Raw genomic sequence first — 17,555 nt, forward strand, 5'->3', positions numbered from 1 at the left:
GCCGCCGGTGCCGGCCAGAACGGCGGCGCCCTCGCTGCCGGCGGTGCCTTCGGCGGCGGTGCCCCGGGCGGCGGCCGGCTCGGTGCCGGCCAGGGCCCCCGGGCCGCGCTGCCCGGGCGCGACGGCGACGGTGGCCGTCCGGCAGGTCAGGGCGGAGCGCGCGGACCGCAGGGTCCGGGCAACTCGATGTTCGAGCAGGGTCCGCCCGCGCAGGGCCGTCCCGCTCCCGCCGGTTCCGCGTTCGGCCAGGCGCCTGCCCCGCAGGGGCTGCAGGCCGCGGGCTCCGGCGCAGGGCAGGACGCCTTCGGTGGCGGCCGGGGCCGGCCGCAGCAGGGCGGCAACGCAGAGCAGGGCAAGGGCCGTCGGCCGCAGCTGCCGCCGCGCGGCGGTGGCCCGCGGGCCGAACTGCCCGGCGGCGACCCGCAGCCGCGCGTGCCGAGCTGGAGCGACGAGAACGCCCAGCCGCAGGTGCCGCGCGCTTCCCTGGACACCCCCCGCGGTCACGAGGAGCCGGACGTCTCCCGCACGTCGGCCCTGCCGCGCGTCGACGACCGCCAGGGCCCCGGCTCGACGGCGGAGATGCCGGCCGTGCCGCGCGGTGAGGACCGCCAGGGTCCGGCCGACTTCGGCAACCCGCAGCACCAGAACCAGAACCAGTACGACCAGAGCTCGGGCCAGTTCGTCCGGCCGGACGTCTTCGGCTCCGCCGGCGGCCGCCGTGACGCGTCCGCCGCGACGGGCCAGTTCCCGGCACCGCAGCAGGCCCCGCAGTCGTACGACAACGGCTCGACGGGTCAGTACCCGGCGCCGCAGGCTCCGCAGTCCTACGACAACGGCTCGACCGGGCAGTACCCGGCGCCCCGCCAGGACACGACCGGCCAGTATCCCGCGCAGCGGCAGAACAACGGCTCCGGCCGTCCGCCGCTGCCCGGTCCGGCCACCCCGGCCGACCCGGCGGGCACGGGCCAGTACGAGCGTCCGCAGGTCAACGGCGGCCGGGGCGGCTCCGACTTCGGTGCCCCGCGTCCGCCGGCCCCGCAGCAGCGGCCCGCGCGGCAGGAGCCCGAGGCGCTGCCGCCGGCGACCGGCCCGGGCGACGGGCGTACGCCGCTGTACGACACGCTCGAGACCAACTGGTTCCACGGGCAGCAGGAACAGCAGCAGCCGCAGGGCAACGGGTCGGCTCCGGCCGCTCCGCAGCAGCCGCAGAGCCCGGCCGGGCCGCAGCGGTCCGCCCCCGCCGGCTGGCGCACCTCGCCCAACGACGACCTCGTCCGCCAGGCCGAGCGCGTCCGTCAGCCCGCCGCAGGCGGGGTCACCACCTCCGGCCTGCCTCGCCGGGTGCCCCGGGCGAACCTCGTCCCGGGCACGGCTCAGCAGCAACCGCACCAGAGCGGTCCGCAGGTCTCGCGCGCCCCCGATGACGTGCGCGGCCGGCTGACCAATCTCCGTCGAGGTATCGCACAGGGTCGTCAGGCCGGTTCCACCCAGACCGGCAGCTTCCCACGGCCCACTCACCAGCAGGAGCGTTAGTTGAGTCCGATGAGCCAGGCGGCACAGAATCTCAACTGGTTGATCACCAACTTCGTGGACAACACCCCCGGGGTGTCCCACACCGTCGTCGTGTCCGCCGACGGCCTCCTCCTGGCGATGTCGGAGGGCTTCCCGCGCGACCGCGCGGACCAGCTCGCGGCCGTCGCCTCGGGGCTGACGTCCCTGACGGCGGGCGCCTCGCGCATCTTCGAGGGCGGCGACGTGGCACAGACGGTCGTGGAGATGGAGCGGGGATTCCTCTTCCTCATGTCCGTCTCCGACGGCTCGTCCCTCGCCGTGCTCGCACACCCGGAGTGCGACATCGGCCTCGTGGGCTACGAGATGGCGCTCCTGGTCGACCGCGCGGGCGCGGTGCTGACCCCCGACCTGCGAGCCGAGCTCCAAGGCAGTCTGCTCCACTGATCGGCCCCGGCACCACCCGTCTCACCACATCACCGTCCGGCCGCCACACACCCCACACAGGCCTCGTCAGACGGCTTGATCTGACCGACTTGCTGTCCCGCCCGGAGGACCCATGACCCCGCCCACCGCCTCTCATGATCCGTACGCGGAGCCGTACGAGGACGAGGGCGACCAGCCGCTGGTACGGCCGTACGCCATGACCGGCGGCCGGACCCGGCCGCGCTATCAGCTCGCCATCGAGGCACTGATCAGTACGACCGCGGACCCCGCCGCGCTCATGGGTCTGCTCCCGGAGCACCAGCGGATCTGCCACCTGTGCCGTGAGGTCAAGTCGGTGGCAGAGGTCTCCGCCCTGCTCAACATGCCGCTGGGTGTGGCGCGCATCCTGGTCGCGGACCTCGCCGAGGCCGGTCTCGTCGCGATCCACCAGCCGGGCGGCGACGAGGCCACCGGTGCGCCGGACGTGACACTGCTCGAAAGGGTGCTCAGTGGACTTCGCAAGCTCTGACGCGGGTCGTTCCACCACCTCCGCGAAGATCGTGGTGGCGGGCGGCTTCGGCGTGGGCAAGACCACGTTTGTCGGCGCCGTCTCGGAGATCAACCCGCTGCGCACCGAGGCCGTCATGACCTCGGCCAGCGCGGGGATCGACGACCTGACCCACACCGGGGACAAGACCACCACCACGGTGGCCATGGACTTCGGCCGTATCACCCTGGACCAGGACCTGATCCTGTACCTGTTCGGTACGCCAGGTCAGGACCGCTTCTGGTTCATGTGGGACGACCTGGTGCGCGGCGCCATCGGCGCGGTGGTGCTCGTGGACACCCGGCGCCTGGCGGACTGCTTCCCGGCGGTCGACTACTTCGAGAACAGCGGCCTGCCGTTCGTCATCGCCCTCAACGGCTTCGACGGCCAGCAGCCCTACACCCCGGACGAGGTGCGCGAGGCGCTCCAGATCGGTCCGGACACTCCGATCATCACCACCGACGCCCGGCATCGGGCCGATGCGAAGAGTGCCCTGATCACGCTGGTGGAGCACGCGCTGATGGCCCGGCTGAGGTAGCACCAATTCTGAGGCGTTGTACGGCAGTTGTCGTAGATACACCGGTGCCGACTGTGTCCTTTGACACGGTCGGCCAAGGTGTTCATAACGTTTCGGCAGAGAACTGGGGTGGTACGGCCACGCGTCGCGCACATCCGGTCTCGCTGTGCGCACAATCGCCCCGCCTTTTGGCGGGGCTCGCTCTTTATGACCGTTTTATCTGGGGCTTACACCCCCCTGAATCCCTGCCCTCGACTGTTTGGAAGAGCGCAGGTCGTCGTGCTGGAATGCCTGAACTGCCCAATAGTCAATGACGTACTCGTCCGTCGAGGACGTGATTGGGCTCTGAGACACTGCGGCACATGGTTGGTGCCGACCGCCGAGAGGTTGTTGGTCGAGTGAGGCGAAGCAAGAACAGTCCCGAGCCGTCGGCCCGGGGCAACTTCACCCCGCCGCCGCGCACAGCGGCGCCCGCCCCCGTGCCCGGTCCGGAGCCGACGGCCACGTCCGAGCGCAGCGGCGGACGTCTCTCCCCGCGCAACTGGCGCGTGGCGACCAGGCTGAACGCGATCCTGCTCATACCCGTGCTGGTCGGCCTCGTCATGGGCGGCTTCCAGGTCAAGAGCTCGATCGACACCTGGCAGGAGGCCGAGGACGCCGAGAACACCGCGCGTCTGGTCCGCGCCTCGCTGCTGTACGCCAACGCCCTCTACAACGAGCGTGACGCCTCGGCGGCGCCCCTGCTGAAGGGCAGCGCCCAGACCGCCCAGGACAAGGCGACGGTCACCCAGGTCCGCAAGGCCACCGACCAGGCCGCCGACGCCTTCGACGCCGCCGCCCAGAACATGCCGGCCAAGCCCGGCCTGGAGCGCCGGCTGAAGCTGTTCCGCGAGGCCGAGCCGAAGCTGCAGACGCTGCGCCAGGTCGCCTACACCTCCAAGCTCAAGGGCGTCCAGACCGAAGAGGGCTACGTCGAGGTGGCCCACCCGCTGACCGAGTTCGCCAACGAGCTCGGCCTCGGCACCGGCAACATCACCAGCTACGGCCGGACCGTGTACGCCATCGAGCTCACCAAGGCGGCCCTGTCGCTGCAGCGCTCGATCGGCATGCACATCCTGGTCAAGCCGGGCCCCGACGACGGCAACCTGGCCAGCCAGCGCATCGCCCTGTCGTCGTACGCCTACCTCGAGCGCATCGCCATGCAGGAGTACATCGGCGGTGGCACCGAGCAGGACGCGGCCAAGCTGGAGGAGGCCGAGGCCAAGCTCAAGACCGACGGCGCCGCGATGGCCCGCGAGGCCAAGGCCAAGAACCCGGACTACGTGGCCCCGCCGGCCAACCCGACGACGATGGTCTCCGCCGTCGCGACGCTGCAGAGCACGGACCCGAGCGCCCGCGCCGCCCTCGCCGAGAAGGGCGTCACCGCCGAGAACTGGTGGGCGGTCAACACGCTCAAGTTCAACGCGTACGAGAAGATCGAGACCGACATGGCCGACAAGGCCGTGAGCGAGGCCTCGGACATCGCCGACGGCGCCCAGCGCGACGCCTACATCACCGGTGCCGCGGTCGTGGTCGCCCTGCTCCTGGCCTTCATCCTGGCCGGCGCGGTCGCCCGCCAGATGAGCCGCTCGATGCGCCAGCTGCGCAACGCCGCCTTCGGCATCGCCGAGCAGCGCCTGCCGATGCTGGTCGACCAGCTCTCGCGCACCGACCCGGGCCGCGTCGACACCCGTGTCCAGGCCATCCCGATCACCACCACGGACGAGATCGGCGAAGTCGCCCGCGCCTTCGACCAGGTCCACCGCGAGGCGGTGCGGCTCGCCGCCGAGCAGGCCCTGCTGCGGGGCAACATCAACGCGATCTTCACCAACCTGTCGCGCCGCAACCAGTCGCTGATCGAGGGCCAGCTGACCCTGATCACCGACCTGGAGAACAACGAGGCCGACCCGGACCAGCTGGAGAACCTCTTCCGGCTGGACCACCTCGCGACCCGTATGCGCCGCAACGGCGAGAACCTCCTCGTCCTCGCCGGTGAGGAGCCCGGCCGCCGCTGGGACCAGCCGGTGCCGCTCATCGACGTGCTGCGCGCCGCCTCCTCCGAGGTGGAGCAGTACGAGCGCATCGAGCTGTCGGGCGTGCCGGAGGCCGAGATCCACGGCCGGGCCGTGACCGACCTCGTGCACCTGCTCGCCGAGCTGCTGGAGAACGCCACCACGTTCTCCTCGCCGCAGACCAAGGTCCGCGTCACCGCGACCCGTCTGCCCGACGGCCGCGTGATGATCGAGATCCACGACAAGGGCATCGGCCTGACCGCCGAGGACTTCGCGGACATCAACCACAAGCTGGCCAACCCGCCGACCGTGGACGCCGCGATCTCGCAGCGCATGGGCCTGTTCGTGGTCGGCCGGCTGTCCGACCGGCACGGCATCCGCGTCCAGCTGCGCCCCTCGGGCGAGCAGGCCGGCACCACCTCGCTGGTCATGCTGCCCGACGCCATCACGCACGGCGGTGGCGGCGAGCAGCACGTGGACCGCGACGAGTTCACCGTCTCGCAGATCATCCCGGAGCAGAACTTCGGCGGCGGCGAGAACTTCGGCCAGCCGATGCGCACGGCCGCGGAGCTCGGCTTCGACGACAGCCGCTACTCCGACGTCCCCGACGACATACGCGAGCTGGACCCCGTCGGCCGCTCCCTGATGCGCGAGGAGCGCAGGGCGGCCCTGGAGGCCCAGTCGCACGGCGAGCAGCCCGCGCTGCCCGAGCGGAACGCCCAGGAGCAGGCCGAGACGCCCGCCTACCAGGACGAGTTCAACGGGCAGCAGGGTTACGGCCAGAACTACGACACCGGCCAGACCGGCTACCCGGAGCAGCCCTCCTCCTACGACGGCCGGCAGGCCTACGAGGAGCAGCAGGCGGCGTACGAGGAGCAGCGGCAGACGGCGTACGAGGAACAGCAGCGGCCGGCGTACGACGAGCAGTACTACGCGCCGAACGGCGGCCTGCCGCAGAACGACACCTTCTCGCCGAACGGCGGCTACCCGGACCCCGCCTATGCGGAGCCGGCCCAGGAGGAGTCCGCGGGGCAGGGCGCGGGAGTGCCCGACAGCTTCCCGGCGTTCGAGCAGCGGCGCTACCAGGACGACTGGCCGCAGCAGGACGGCTACCAGAACGGCTACCCGAACCAGTACCCTGCTGAGGCCCGGGAAACGGAATCCGCGCAGGCCGCTGACGCGAGTGAGCAGGACCGCGTAGGCTTCGACCGTCCGGGACCGGCCCCCTCCGCCGCCCACGCGCTGACCGACGCCGGCCTTCCCCGCCGCGGAGCCACCGCCGGCGGTGCGAACGGCACGGGCGGCGCACGGCACGTGAGCCAGGAGCCGCCGGCCTCCACGCAGGAGAGCAACGGCGACGGCGACTGGCGCTCGGCCAACGACGAGCGGTGGCAGCAGGCCTCGCAGCTCCGGAAGCCCAAGGCGGGCGGGGTCACCTCCTCCGGCCTGCCGAGGCGGGTCCCCAAGGCCAACCTGATCGAGGGGTCCGCCGAGAGCACTCCCCAGGGAGGCCCACAGGTCTCCCGCGCCCCGGAGGACGTCCGGGGCAGGCTGAGCAACCTGCGCCGGGGCGTCCAACGCGGACGCAGCGCAGGCAGTGAAACGAACGGCCAGGGCTTCGGTCCTGACAGCACCTACAACCAGGAGCGTTAGTGTGAGCCCGATGAGCCAGGCGGCACAGAACCTGAACTGGTTGATCACCAACTTCGTGGACAACACCCCGGGGGTGTCCCACACGGTGGTGGTCTCCGCCGACGGACTCCTTCTGGCGATGTCCGAAGGCTTCCCCCGCGACCGCGCCGACCAGCTCGCGGCCGTCGCCTCCGGTCTGACGTCTCTGACGGCAGGCGCGTCCCGGATCTTCGAGGGCGGCAGCGTCAATCAGACGGTTGTGGAGATGGAGCGGGGATTCCTCTTCATCATGTCCATCTCCGACGGATCGTCCCTCGCGGTTCTCGCACACCCCGAGGCGGACATCGGCCTCATCGGGTACGAGATGGCCCTGCTGGTGGACCGAGCCGGTACGGTCCTGACCCCGGACCTTCGTGCGGAGCTCCAGGGGAGCCTGCTCAACTAATCGACGGACGGTGCGTTTTGGCGTCCCGTGGCCGTAAGGTTTCGGGACGCGGCTCCACAGCGATGGTGCCAGGCACAGTCGGAGGAGGAGAAAGTGGCAACACCCCCAGGCGGTTCGTCGGGCAACTGGTCGTACGGCCCTGCCCAGGGTCAGGGCGACGGTGGTCAGAACCCGAACCGTTACAACTTTCCCTCCGCACCGAGCCACCGGCAGCCGTACGCGCCACAGGGCCCCGGCCCGTCGCCGTACGACCAGCCTCCGGCCCCGCGCATCCAGCCCGTGCAGCCGCAGCGCCGCACCCCCGAGCCGGCGCCCGCCGGGGCGTCGAACAATCCGTTGGTGCGTCCGTACGCCATGACCGGTGGCCGGACCCGCCCGCGTTACCAGCTCGCCATCGAGGCGCTGGTGCACACCACCGCGCAGCCGCACCAGATGCAGGGCCAGCTGCCCGAGCATCAGCGGATCTGCAACCTCTGCCGGGAGATCAAGTCGGTCGCCGAGATCTCGGCGCTCCTCACGATCCCTCTCGGCGTGGCCAGGATCCTCGTCGCCGACTTGGCGGAGGCGGGACTGGTCGCCATCCATCAGCCCGGCGGCGACGAGAACGCCGGCGGCCAGCCAGACGTGACACTGCTCGAAAGGGTGCTCAGTGGACTTCGCAAGCTCTAGCGGAGGGCCTTCCCGCTCCACCACGTCCGCGAAGATCGTGGTGGCTGGCGGCTTCGGCGTGGGCAAGACCACGTTCGTCGGCGCCGTCTCGGAGATCAATCCGCTGCGCACAGAGGCCGTCATGACGTCCGCTTCGGCGGGGATCGACGACCTGACCCACACCGGGGACAAGACCACCACCACGGTGGCCATGGACTTCGGCCGTATCACGCTGGACCAGGACCTGATCCTGTACCTGTTCGGTACGCCCGGTCAGGACCGCTTCTGGTTCATGTGGGACGACCTGGTGCGCGGCGCCATCGGCGCGATCGTGCTGGTCGACACGAGGAGGCTCGCCGACTGCTTCCCCGCCGTCGACTACTTCGAGAACAGCGGCCTGCCGTTCGTCATCGCCCTCAACGGCTTCGACGGCCAGCAGCCCTACACCCCGGACGAGGTGCGCGAGGCGCTCCAGATCGGTCCGGACACCCCGATCATCACGACGGACGCGCGGCACCGGGCCGATGCGAAGTCGGCGTTGATCACGCTGGTGGAGCATGCGCTGATGGCGCGTCTGCGCTGATACGGACTGTGGGACAGCCCCTGGCGGCCTCTGGGCTGCCGGGGGCTGTCGCGTTGCCGGGTGCGGTTCGGTGGGGGCTTGCCGCGCAGTTCCCCGCGCCCCCAAAAAAGCAGGCCCCTCTGTGAGGGACCTGCTTTTGGTTCTGTGCTCAGCGCCAGCTGTGGGGGGCGCGGAAGCCGGGCTCGCGTTCCAGGCGGCGCCAGCCTGCCTTGACGCGGCCTCGGTGGGTCGGGGTCGGGTCCGTGGGGCGGGCGGCGGCGCGGGCCAGGAGGAGGGCCGTGATGGCGGCCACTTCCTCGGGCTCGGCGTGGCCCTTCTCGACGCGGATGTCAGGCGTGTCCATGGGTGTCAGTCTCCGTGAGAGAGAGGTCCGCGGGGTTGCCGCGGCGGGTCCGCCGGGTTACTGCGGCGGGTTGCCGTGCTTGCGGGACGGCAGGTCCGCGTGCTTGGTCTGGAGCATGGCGAGGGACTTGACGAGGACCTCGCGGGTCTCGGCGGGGTCGATGACGTCGTCGACCAGGCCGCGCTCGGCCGCGTAGTAGGGGTGCATGAGCTCGGACTTGTACTCCTTGACCATGCGCGAGCGCATGGCCTCGGGGTCCTCGGCGTCGGCGATCTGGCGGCGGAAGATGACGTTGGCGGCGCCTTCCGCGCCCATGACCGCGATCTCGTTGGTCGGCCAGGCGTACGTGAGGTCGGCACCGATGGACTGGCTGTCCATGACGATGTACGCACCTCCGTAGGCCTTGCGCAGGATCAGCGAGATCCTCGGCACGGTCGCGTTGCAGTAGGCGTACAGCAGCTTCGCGCCGTGGCGGATGATGCCACCGTGCTCCTGGTCGACGCCCGGGAGGAAGCCGGGGACGTCCAGAAGGGTGATGATCGGGATGTTGAAGGCGTCGCACATCTGGACGAAGCGGGCCGCCTTCTCGGAGGCCTCGATGTCCAGGACGCCCGCCAGGACCTGCGGCTGGTTGGCGATGATGCCGACGACCTGGCCGTCCATCCGGCCCAGGGCGCAGATGATGTTGCGGGCCCAGCGCTCGTGGACCTCCAGGTAGTCGCCGTCGTCGACGATCTCCTCGATGACCTTGGTCATGTCGTAGGGCCGGTTGCCGTCCGCCGGGACCAGGTCCAGCAGGACGTCCGAGCGGCGGTCGACCGGGTCGGAGGCCTCGGCGCGGGGCGGGTTCTCGCGGTTGTTCTGCGGGAGCAGCGAGAGCAGGTAGCGGACCTCGGCGATGCAGGTCTCTTCGTCGTCGTAGGCGAAGTGGCACACGCCGGAGGTCTCGGCGTGGACGTCGGCGCCGCCCAGGCCGTTCTGGGTGATCTCCTCGCCGGTGACGGCCTTGACCACGTCCGGGCCGGTGATGAACATCTGCGAGGTCTCGCGGACCATGAACACGAAGTCCGTCAGGGCCGGGCTGTAGGCGGCGCCGCCCGCGCACGGGCCGAGCATGACCGAGATCTGCGGGATCACGCCCGAGGCCTTGGTGTTGCGCTGGAAGATGCCGCCGTAGCCCGCCAGGGCCGAGACGCCTTCCTGGATGCGGGCGCCGGCGCCGTCGTTGAGGGAGACCAGCGGGGCACCGGCCGCGATGGCCATGTCCATGATCTTGTGGATCTTCGTGGCGTGGGCCTCGCCCAGCGCGCCGCCGAAGATGCGGAAGTCGTGGGCGTAGACGAAGACCGTGCGGCCTTCCACCGTGCCCCAGCCGGTGATCACACCGTCGGTGTACGGCTTCTTGGTCTCCAGGCCGAAGCCCGTGGCCCGGTGCCGGCGCAGCTGCTCGACCTCGCGGAAGGAGTCCGGGTCGAGGAGAAGTTCGATGCGCTCGCGCGCGGTCAGCTTGCCCTTGGCGTGCTGCGCCTCGGTCGCCTTCTCGCTCGGTCCGGCCACCGCCTGCGCACGGATCTCGTGCAGTTCGGCCACGCGTCCACGCGCGTCGGTCGGCTCACCCGGCGCCTCATCCAAAACGGTCATGTAGTGACCTTACGAAGCCAACCAAGAAAAGCGGGCCGTCGACTCCTCACAGTCTCCGGCGTGTTTTCCTGGTAGCACTGAACAGAACCATGCCGGGGTGCAGCCCTTTCGACTGCTCAGGGGGCGTTCGCCTTGTAGGGGTCACACAAGCGGCTCAGTCGAGGATCACGTCACATCGATGGCTTGCGCAGGCCGTCCCGGGGGTGACGCGCAGCCGCAGCCGGCGGCCCGTGGCGAGGATGTCGACGGTCTCGTCCGTGTGGACGACCCCGCGCACGGGGCGGTCCCAGGTGATCTCCAGCGGTTCACCCGTGCGGGGCGGTTCGCTCACGCAGAGGGTAGCGGTACGGCCCCGGCGGACGGTCAGCACGCTCGCGCCGGCGGAGGCGGTGAGGGGGCCTACTGTGCCCGCTTGCCAGAAGTTCGCGGCCGTCAGACCGAGGGAGGGCACGTCGACCGCCTGCCGGCCGGGGTCGTTGGCGAGGACCGTCAGCCACCGGCGGTCGGCGGCGCGGCGCGCGACCGCGTGCGGGGAGGCGCCGGGCATCAGGACGTAGGCGTAGCGGGCATCGGCCGGGTCGGTGCCGTGGTCGAGCCAGAGGGTCTGCCAGCGGCGGGTGCGGCGCTCGGTGGTGGAGCCGGTGTTGATGTCGGACCAGGCGCCGGTGCGGTCCTCGCGCAGCGTCCGCGGCTCGCCGCCGTCGAGCAGCACCCAGCCTCCGTGGTCCTCCAGGTGGGCCCAGCCCGGGCCACGGACGAAGCGCTGGGTGCCGTGGGCACCGAGGTTGCGGTTGTCGACGACCGTCTCGACCGGGACCCCGTCGGTGCAGGTGATGCCGGCGCCCAGGCAGATCACCGCGTCCGCGGCGCAGAACCAGGACTTGCGGGCCTCGAGGGTGGAGCCGAGGCCCTTGAGGTGCTGGCCGAGCGCCGCGTAGGTGCCGTCGGTGGTGCCGCCGACCCAGCGGGCGTCCGGGCGGGCCGTGCCCCACTCGCCGCCCTCCCGGTCGGCCAGCCGCCGGGTGGAGACGGTGGTGCCGGGCAGCCGGTACCAGTCGACGGTCGGCCAGTACCAGTCCGTGTACTGGTCGCTCGCGCCGGACCACCAGCTGACCATGCCCGCGCCGGTGTGCCAGCCGCGCGGGTTCTCGCCGTTGCCGCACTCGTAGTGGGCGATGCGGTCGCTGGCCATGGCGATGTTCACGGTGAAGCCGGGGCGGCGGTGGACGGCGCGGTCCATGGCGGCGAAGAGGTGGTGGCCGGTCGGTTCGGGGGCGGCGGGTACGGGCGCGGCGGCGATGGCGTGCAGCCGGGCGAGGGTGGCGACGCCGAACTGGGGCGCCGTCAGGAGTGGTGTCACCGTGTCGCGTTCGATCCAGCCCTTGATGCGTGCGTGCCAGCAGTCCCGTTCCGCCGGGCTCGCGGCGTCCGCGAGGAGGGCGATGGCCGCGATGAGCTGGTGGCCGTGGAAGTGGTCGCTGCGCAGGATGCGTCGGTCGTCGCCGGTGAGGTGGCCGCGGCTGATGGCACGGCCGTTGACGCTGTCCATGACGAGTCCGTCGTGGATGAGCGGTGCGTAGGCCCGTTCGACGCTGTCGAGGACGGTCTGCCGGTTCGGGTCGGTGACCTCCCAGTCGGAGCCGGCGAGCAGGGCGAAGAGTCTGGCCAGGCCGTCGAGCATGACCTGCCCGTAGGTGCCCGAGTAGGCGACCCATGTGTGCTGCACGAAGGACCCGTCGGCGTGGAGGCCGTCGCCCGTCGTGACGTACGGGAAGACCGGGGAGAGCGCGTCGCGGGCGAGGGCGATCCGGTCCGGGGCGCGGCCGAGGATGCCGCGCAGGGCGACGGAGCGGCACAGGTCGACACGGTTGGCGCCGGTGGAGGTGCCGGAGTAGTCGCCGAGGGCGGAATCGGGGACGAAGTGGTCGACGGCGGCGCAGGCGGCCGCGATCCGGGCGTCGCCCAGCCGGTCGTGGAGGGCGGCCGTGATGTCCATGAGCAGGCGGGGGCTGCCGATCTGCCACTCCCACCAGTTGCCGTAGCGGGTGGTGCCGGGGTGGTAGACGGTGACGGAGAGGTGGTCGAGGCCGCGCAGGATGCCGGCGAGGAGGTCCGGGTCGCCGGTCGAGCCGGTGCCCTGCTGGACGTAGGCCTGGGTCATGGTCCACAGGCGGTTGTAGCTGCGGGTGATGCCGGCTGGCGGGTCGAAGGGGTGCCCGGGCCAGAGGGAGTCAACCGCAGGGGCCAGCTGGGCGAGCAGTTCCCGGGCGAGGGCGCCGGTGGACGCGAGCCGGGAGGCGTACGGCTCCGCCTGCGGGTCGTAGCCCGTGCCGAGGGCGATGCCGAGCCAGCGCCCGCGCAGGGTGTCGTACGGGTCGCCGGGAGCTTCCGCGACCCGGGCCGTGGGCGTGGCGCCCCCGGTCGCCGCGAGTGCCACGGCGGCCAGCAGCAGGGCACGGCGCCGGCTCGGGCCGGCGGCCGTGCCGGTACGACGGAGGGACACACGCCGCTGTGCAGTCATGCCCCTGCCCTACCACGGGAGGCCGCTCACCTGAACGGAGGATCCGGCCGCAGTGCCCGGGATGGCGGAACGAGGAGACGGCTCCGGTCCGGTGGGGTGCTCGGGCTCGTACCGCAGGGTGACCGGAACGCCTCCCAGCTCGTCGATCAGTGGACCGCCGCGTCCGTGCGCCACGGGCGCGGGACCCTCAGCCGAAGCGGTCCCGCAGGCGGCGGTAGAGACCCGGGCCCAGCGCGCGGGCGCGGGACTCGGCCGGCGGCGCCACGTGCGCCTCGTCCCGGTGGCGGCGGACCGCGTCGAAGATCGTGGCGGCGACCTCGCCGGGGGTGAGGAGGCCGGCCCGGTGGGTGCGGGACGCCGTGTCGACGGGTCCGGGGACGACGAAGGTCACGCCGACGCCCGTGCCGCGCAGTTCCTCGCGGAGCGCCCCGGCGAAGGCGGCGAGGCCGGCCTGGGCGGCGCGGTACACCGCTTCCTCCCCGGCGCCCGCGCGCGCGCCGAGCAGCACCACCCGGCCCCGACCGGCCGCGATCATCGTCGGCAGGACCTCGCGCACGAGGTGGAGCGTGGCGTTGAGGTCCAGGGTCAGCACGCGGTCGATGTCGGTGTGCGGCATGGCGGCGAAGGGGCCCGTCCAGCGGATCCCCGCCCCGGCGACCAGGACGTCGACCCGGCCGGTCGTGTGCAGCGCGGACCGGGCCAGCAGGCGCGGACCGTCCGGGGCGGCGAGGTCGGCGGGCAGCACGACGGCCGACGTGCCGGCGGCGGTCCGCTCCAGGCGGTACCGGTCGCGTCCGTTGAGCAGGAGCTGCCAGCCGTCCATGGCGAAGCGCCGGGCCGTGGCCGCCCCGATGCCCGAGGAGGCGCCGGTGACCAGGGCCACGCGCCGGTCGAGACGCCGTTCCGGCCCGTAGACGCGCGTGCGGGCGGGCACGGGGGCGCCGGCACGGCGTGGGGTGTGGGCCGGTGGGTCGTGGGCCGGGCCGGAGCCGGTGAGTGTCACGAGTCGTCTCCCCTGCGCTGTGCCTCGTCTGTCTCCCTACCGTCCTTTGCTACGGAACCTCCTCCCGCGGTGCACCGCCACCGCACCCCCTCGCCCCGGTGGTCCCGCTCAACGGCCGGCGGGCCCCACCGCCCAGGTGAACCGCGGGTCGCGGCGTCGTGCACCCGATCGGCGCGGAACCACCCGTCCGGGGACGGCCGGTGCCGCCAGGCGGCGGTACGGACACCCCGGGCAGCGGGCCGCGGAAACCCGATGCCGACACACCCGCCGAAGATGTTGAAGATTGAACGGAATAGGCCTACGGTGGATCCCGTTGAGTAGTTCAACATTCAACATCAGGCCCAGGAGGCACCCCATGAGCATCTTCAGCCGCACCGACACCGAGACCGCGACCTTCACGGGCACCGCCGTGACCCCGGAGCTCGCCGCCCTGACCGGCGACTACACGATCGACCCCGCGCACTCGACGATCGGGTTCGTCGCCCGCCACGCCATGGTCACGAACGTCAAGGGCAGCTTCCAGGACTTCACCGGCACGCTCCACCTCGACGGCGCGGACCCCTCGCGCTCCACGGCCTCGCTGGACGTCGTGATGGACAGCATCGAGACGGGCAACGCCGACCGCGACAGGCACCTCAAGAGCGCGGACTTCTTCAAGGCGGACGAGTTCCCGACCATGACGTTCCGCTCCACCAAGGCTGAGGCGCTCGGCGGTGACGACTACCGGATCACCGGCGATCTGACGATCCTCGGCACCACCCGCCCCCTGACGATCGACCTGGAGTTCAACGGCGCCGCGAAGGACCCCTTCGGCAACGAGCGCGTCGGCTTCGAGGGCAAGGCGCAGATCCTGCGCTCCGAGTGGGGCCTGACCTGGAACGCCGCGCTGGAGACCGGTGGCGTGCTGGTCTCCGACAAGATCAAGCTCAGCTTCGACATCTCGGCGATCCGCAACGCGTGAACCGGCGGCACCGGCCCGGCGAACCCCCGCCGGGCCGGCCTGGCCGGATCTCGCCCCTTGTGCGAGAACCGTCGGCGTTCCCATAATCCAGCAGCAGAATTTTGACCAGTCCATGCCAGCACATGGACGTTCTTTTTTGCTGTGGCGCTGTCATGTACTCGTCAAATGATGCTTCGGTTGCACGTCTCCCCGGTCAACCCCCCACGGAAGGCATCACGTTGAAGAGACTCCTCATGGCTCTCAAGAGATGCGCGGCCCTCGGGGCCGCCGCCCTCGCGATCGCCAGCCTCCAGCCCGTCTCCGCCGCGCAGGCCGCCCCCTCGCCCGTCGTGGGCGGAACCCGGGCCGCGCAGGGCGAGTTCCCGTTCATGGTCCGGCTCTCGATGGGCTGCGGCGGCGCGCTCTACACCCAGCAGATCGTGCTCACGGCCGCGCACTGCGTGGGCAGCTCCGGCAACAACACGAGCATCACCGCCACGGCGGGCGTCGTCGACCTGCAGTCCACCAGCGGCCGCGTCCAGGTCCGCTCCACCAAGGTGCTGCGCGCCCCCGGCTACAACGGCACGGGCAAGGACTGGGCGCTCATCAAGCTCGCCCAGCCCATCAACCTGCCGACCCTGAAGATCGCCACCACCACGCAGTACAACACCGGTGACTTCACCGTCGCCGGCTGGGGCGCGAACCGCGAGGGCGGCGCCCAGCAGCGCTACCTGCTGAAGGCGACCGTGCCGTTCGTCAGCGACGCCGCCTGCAAGGCCTACGGCGGTCTGTACAGCGGCCTCGTCGCGAACGAGGAGATCTGCGCCGGCTTCGACGCGGGCGGCGTCGACACCTGTCAGGGCGACTCCGGCGGCCCGATGTTCCGCAAGGACAACGCCGGCTCCTGGATCCAGGTCGGCATCGTCAGCTGGGGCGAGGGCTGCGCCCGGCCCGAGGCGCCCGGCGTCTACACGGAGGTCTCGACCTTCGCCTCCGCCATCGCCTCGGCGGCGTCCACGCTCTGACCAGCAGTTCACGAGGCCCGGCGCCGGGGCGGCGCCGGGCCGTCGGTGTGTGTGGGAGGCGCCGGGGAGTCCGGTGTGCGAAGAGGGCTGGGGCGCGGCGTCCCGGCGCGGAGGTGGTGCGGGGCCGAGCGACGGATCGGTCGGGATACGGCGTGGCCGGAAGGGGTCGGGCGACGGCATGGCCGGACCGCGGTGGGCGACGGCGTAGCCGGACCGTGGCGGGCGGCGTAGCCGGACCGTGGCGGGCGGCGGCGCGGCCGGACGACTGCACGTGGCGGCGTAGCCGGACCACCGCGCGCGGCGGCGTAGCCGGACGACTGCGCGTGGCGGCATAGCCGGACCACCGCGCGTGGCGGCGTAGCCGGACCACCGCGGCGGGCGACGGCGTGGCCGGACCGCCGGCGCCGACGGCGTGGCCGGACCGGCGCCGGTGGCGGAGCTGCGGCGGGGTGTCGGCGACGTTGCGGAGGGGGCTCAGGGGGGCGGCTCGGCCCGGGACTCCAAGTCTGCCATGGCCGCCGCCACTCTGGCCTGCCGGAGGCTCGCCGTCCTGGCGCGGAGCACGCCGAGCATCGTCAGGTAGCGGTCCGTGCGGCCGAGCGCCTGGAAGGCCGCCGCGGCCCGGGGGTTGCGCTCCAGTGCCGCCGCCAGGTCGTCGGGGACCCCGGCCTCCTTCTGCGACGCGTACGCCGCGTCCCACCGTCCGTCCGCCCGCGCGGCCGCCACCTCCGCGAGCCCGCCCGGACGCATCCGGCCCTCGGCGGTCAGTTCGCCGACCCGGCGGACGTTGACCATGGACCAGAGGCTGCCGGGCCGCCGCGGGGTGATCCGCTGGAGGTAGCGCGAGGCGTCGAGTGCCTTGCGCTGCCCGGTGATCCAGCCGTGGCACAGCGCCACGTCGTTGACGTCGGCGGCGCTGACGGAGGGGATGCCCGATCCCTTCTTCGCGACCTCCACCCACAACCCGGGGTGCGGAGCCGGATGGGCGGTCAGCCAGGAGTCCAGCTCGGCCACGGTCGCGAAGGCGAGGGGGCCGGTGTCGTCGGAGGCGTTCATGGCACCACCGTAGGCAGGCAGTAGGACGGGTGCCGGCCGCTACGCGAGCAGGGCGCGGGCCTGTTCGCGGGCGGAGGCGGCGGCGTCGGGGAAGATGCCGAGGCCGTGCGCGACCAGGGCGCCCTCGTGGAGCAGCATCAGCGTCCGGGCCAGTGCGCCGGCCCGGTCCGGGGCGATGTCCTCGGCGAGCCGGGTGAACAGGTCGAGCATCCACCGCTTCTGGCCTGTGATGACCGGGTGGGCCGGATGGGCCGGGTCGCTGATCTCCGCGTGGGCGTTGACCATGCTGCACCCCTTGGGGCTGAGGTCCGCGGCCCAGGCGCCCGTGGCGTCGAAGACGGCCAGGACCCGTGCGCGGGGATCGGGTCCGGCCGCGTCCAGGTGCCGGGCGAGGAACTCACGCCAGCGCTCGTCCCGGTCGGCCAGGTACTCCACGACGATCTGCTCCTTGGAGCCGAACCGGTCGTAGAGGGTCTTCTTCGTCACCCCGGCCTCGGCGGCGATGAGGTCGACCCCGACGGCATGGATGCCGCGCTCGTAGAACAGCCGGGCGGCGGCGTCGAGGGCGCGGCGGGCGGCGGGGGTCATCACGATCCGGTGCGGGGTCTCGGCAGGGGTACCCATGGCAGTCGAGTATACCGATCTGTATAGTGGACTGGGAACGGGTA

The 17,555-nt window shown here is 71.9% G+C and carries 15 protein-coding genes and 1 pseudogene; 10 read left to right on the forward strand and 6 right to left on the reverse strand.

Annotated features, from left to right (window positions below):
* From CHR28_RS26555 to CHR28_RS26590, 8 genes and pseudogenes are all read left to right on the forward strand, one after another.
* Positions 1-1,533, forward strand: a pseudogene (locus CHR28_RS26555) (nitrate- and nitrite sensing domain-containing protein); the annotation flags it as partial.
* 9 nt (positions 1,534-1,542) lie between these two features.
* The gene (locus CHR28_RS26560; RefSeq protein ID WP_005479910.1) at positions 1,543-1,956 is read left to right on the forward strand and encodes a roadblock/LC7 domain-containing protein; all 414 of its coding nucleotides are present in this window, start codon (positions 1,543-1,545) and stop codon (positions 1,954-1,956) included.
* A 112-nt stretch (positions 1,957-2,068) separates the two neighbouring features.
* Positions 2,069-2,464 carry a DUF742 domain-containing protein gene (locus CHR28_RS26565; protein ID WP_031121441.1) on the forward strand — a complete coding sequence of 132 codons (396 nt, stop codon included), beginning with the start codon at positions 2,069-2,071 and terminating at the stop codon, positions 2,462-2,464.
* Entirely contained in the window at positions 2,445-3,020 is a 576-nt protein-coding gene (locus CHR28_RS26570; protein WP_020271455.1) for a GTP-binding protein, read from the forward strand. Before CHR28_RS26565 ends, CHR28_RS26570 begins: the two co-directional genes overlap by 20 nt.
* Positions 3,021-3,397: 377 nt before the next feature.
* Entirely contained in the window at positions 3,398-6,703 is a 3,306-nt protein-coding gene (locus CHR28_RS26575) for a sensor histidine kinase (RefSeq protein WP_179272568.1), read from the forward strand.
* Between the two features lie 10 nt (positions 6,704-6,713).
* A complete protein-coding gene (locus CHR28_RS26580; protein WP_004983065.1) occupies positions 6,714-7,127 on the forward strand; it encodes a roadblock/LC7 domain-containing protein in 414 nt (137 codons plus the stop codon).
* Between the two features lie 93 nt (positions 7,128-7,220).
* Positions 7,221-7,796: a DUF742 domain-containing protein gene (locus CHR28_RS26585; protein ID WP_094056228.1), complete on the forward strand. Its 576-nt coding sequence runs from the start codon at positions 7,221-7,223 to the stop codon at positions 7,794-7,796.
* On the forward strand, positions 7,777-8,358 hold the full coding sequence (locus CHR28_RS26590) for a GTP-binding protein (protein WP_014675207.1): 582 nt from the start codon (positions 7,777-7,779) through the stop codon (positions 8,356-8,358). Before CHR28_RS26585 ends, CHR28_RS26590 begins: the two co-directional genes overlap by 20 nt.
* Positions 8,359-8,506: 148 nt before the next feature.
* Here CHR28_RS26590 and CHR28_RS26595 read toward each other — a convergent pair whose 3' ends face one another.
* From CHR28_RS26595 to CHR28_RS26610, 4 genes are all read right to left on the reverse strand, one after another.
* Positions 8,507-8,701: an acyl-CoA carboxylase epsilon subunit gene (locus CHR28_RS26595; protein WP_094056229.1), complete on the reverse strand. Its 195-nt coding sequence runs from the start codon at positions 8,699-8,701 to the stop codon at positions 8,507-8,509.
* A 57-nt stretch (positions 8,702-8,758) separates the two neighbouring features.
* Positions 8,759-10,342: an acyl-CoA carboxylase subunit beta gene (locus CHR28_RS26600; protein ID WP_094056230.1), complete on the reverse strand. Its 1,584-nt coding sequence runs from the start codon at positions 10,340-10,342 to the stop codon at positions 8,759-8,761.
* Positions 10,343-10,496: 154 nt separating this feature from the next.
* The gene (locus CHR28_RS26605) at positions 10,497-12,845 is read right to left on the reverse strand and encodes a polysaccharide lyase 8 family protein (protein WP_256984422.1); all 2,349 of its coding nucleotides are present in this window, start codon (positions 12,843-12,845) and stop codon (positions 10,497-10,499) included.
* 205 nt (positions 12,846-13,050) lie between these two features.
* A complete protein-coding gene (locus CHR28_RS26610; RefSeq protein ID WP_094056232.1) occupies positions 13,051-13,866 on the reverse strand; it encodes an SDR family NAD(P)-dependent oxidoreductase in 816 nt (271 codons plus the stop codon).
* Between the two features lie 355 nt (positions 13,867-14,221).
* Between CHR28_RS26610 and CHR28_RS26615 the strand changes: the two genes are divergently transcribed.
* Both CHR28_RS26615 and CHR28_RS26620 read left to right on the forward strand, forming a co-directional pair.
* Positions 14,222-14,827, forward strand: coding sequence for a YceI family protein (locus tag CHR28_RS26615; protein WP_094056233.1), 606 nt, complete (start codon positions 14,222-14,224; stop codon positions 14,825-14,827).
* 218 nt (positions 14,828-15,045) lie between these two features.
* Entirely contained in the window at positions 15,046-15,831 is a 786-nt protein-coding gene (locus tag CHR28_RS26620) for a S1 family peptidase (protein ID WP_094056234.1), read from the forward strand.
* 474 nt (positions 15,832-16,305) lie between these two features.
* On the opposite strand, the gene CHR28_RS26625 is transcribed toward CHR28_RS26620, so the two are convergent.
* Both CHR28_RS26625 and CHR28_RS26630 read right to left on the reverse strand, forming a co-directional pair.
* Entirely contained in the window at positions 16,306-16,887 is a 582-nt protein-coding gene (locus CHR28_RS26625) for a YdeI/OmpD-associated family protein (protein WP_094056235.1), read from the reverse strand.
* A gap of 39 nt (positions 16,888-16,926) precedes the next feature.
* Positions 16,927-17,511: a TetR/AcrR family transcriptional regulator gene (locus tag CHR28_RS26630; RefSeq protein ID WP_094056236.1), complete on the reverse strand. Its 585-nt coding sequence runs from the start codon at positions 17,509-17,511 to the stop codon at positions 16,927-16,929.
* Positions 17,512-17,555: the final 44 nt, after the last annotated feature.

The organism is Streptomyces sp. XY006, assembly GCF_002237655.1.
GTDB classification, from domain to species: Bacteria; Actinomycetota; Actinomycetes; order Streptomycetales; family Streptomycetaceae; genus Streptomyces; species Streptomyces levis.

Bases quoted from the DNA above. Each gene is read 5' to 3' on its own strand.
- CHR28_RS26560 (WP_005479910.1), top strand. From the start codon at position 1,543: ATGAGCCAGGCGGCACAGAATCTCAACTGGTTGATCACCAACTTCGTG.
- CHR28_RS26565 (WP_031121441.1), top strand. From the start codon at position 2,069: ATGACCCCGCCCACCGCCTCTCATGATCCGTACGCGGAGCCGTACGAG.
- CHR28_RS26580 (WP_004983065.1), top strand. From the start codon at position 6,714: ATGAGCCAGGCGGCACAGAACCTGAACTGGTTGATCACCAACTTCGTG.
- CHR28_RS26595 (WP_094056229.1), bottom strand. From the start codon at position 8,701: ATGGACACGCCTGACATCCGCGTCGAGAAGGGCCACGCCGAGCCCGAG.
- CHR28_RS26600 (WP_094056230.1), bottom strand. From the start codon at position 10,342: ATGACCGTTTTGGATGAGGCGCCGGGTGAGCCGACCGACGCGCGTGGA.
- CHR28_RS26615 (WP_094056233.1), top strand. From the start codon at position 14,222: ATGAGCATCTTCAGCCGCACCGACACCGAGACCGCGACCTTCACGGGC.
- CHR28_RS26625 (WP_094056235.1), bottom strand. From the start codon at position 16,887: ATGAACGCCTCCGACGACACCGGCCCCCTCGCCTTCGCGACCGTGGCC.
- CHR28_RS26630 (WP_094056236.1), bottom strand. From the start codon at position 17,511: ATGGGTACCCCTGCCGAGACCCCGCACCGGATCGTGATGACCCCCGCC.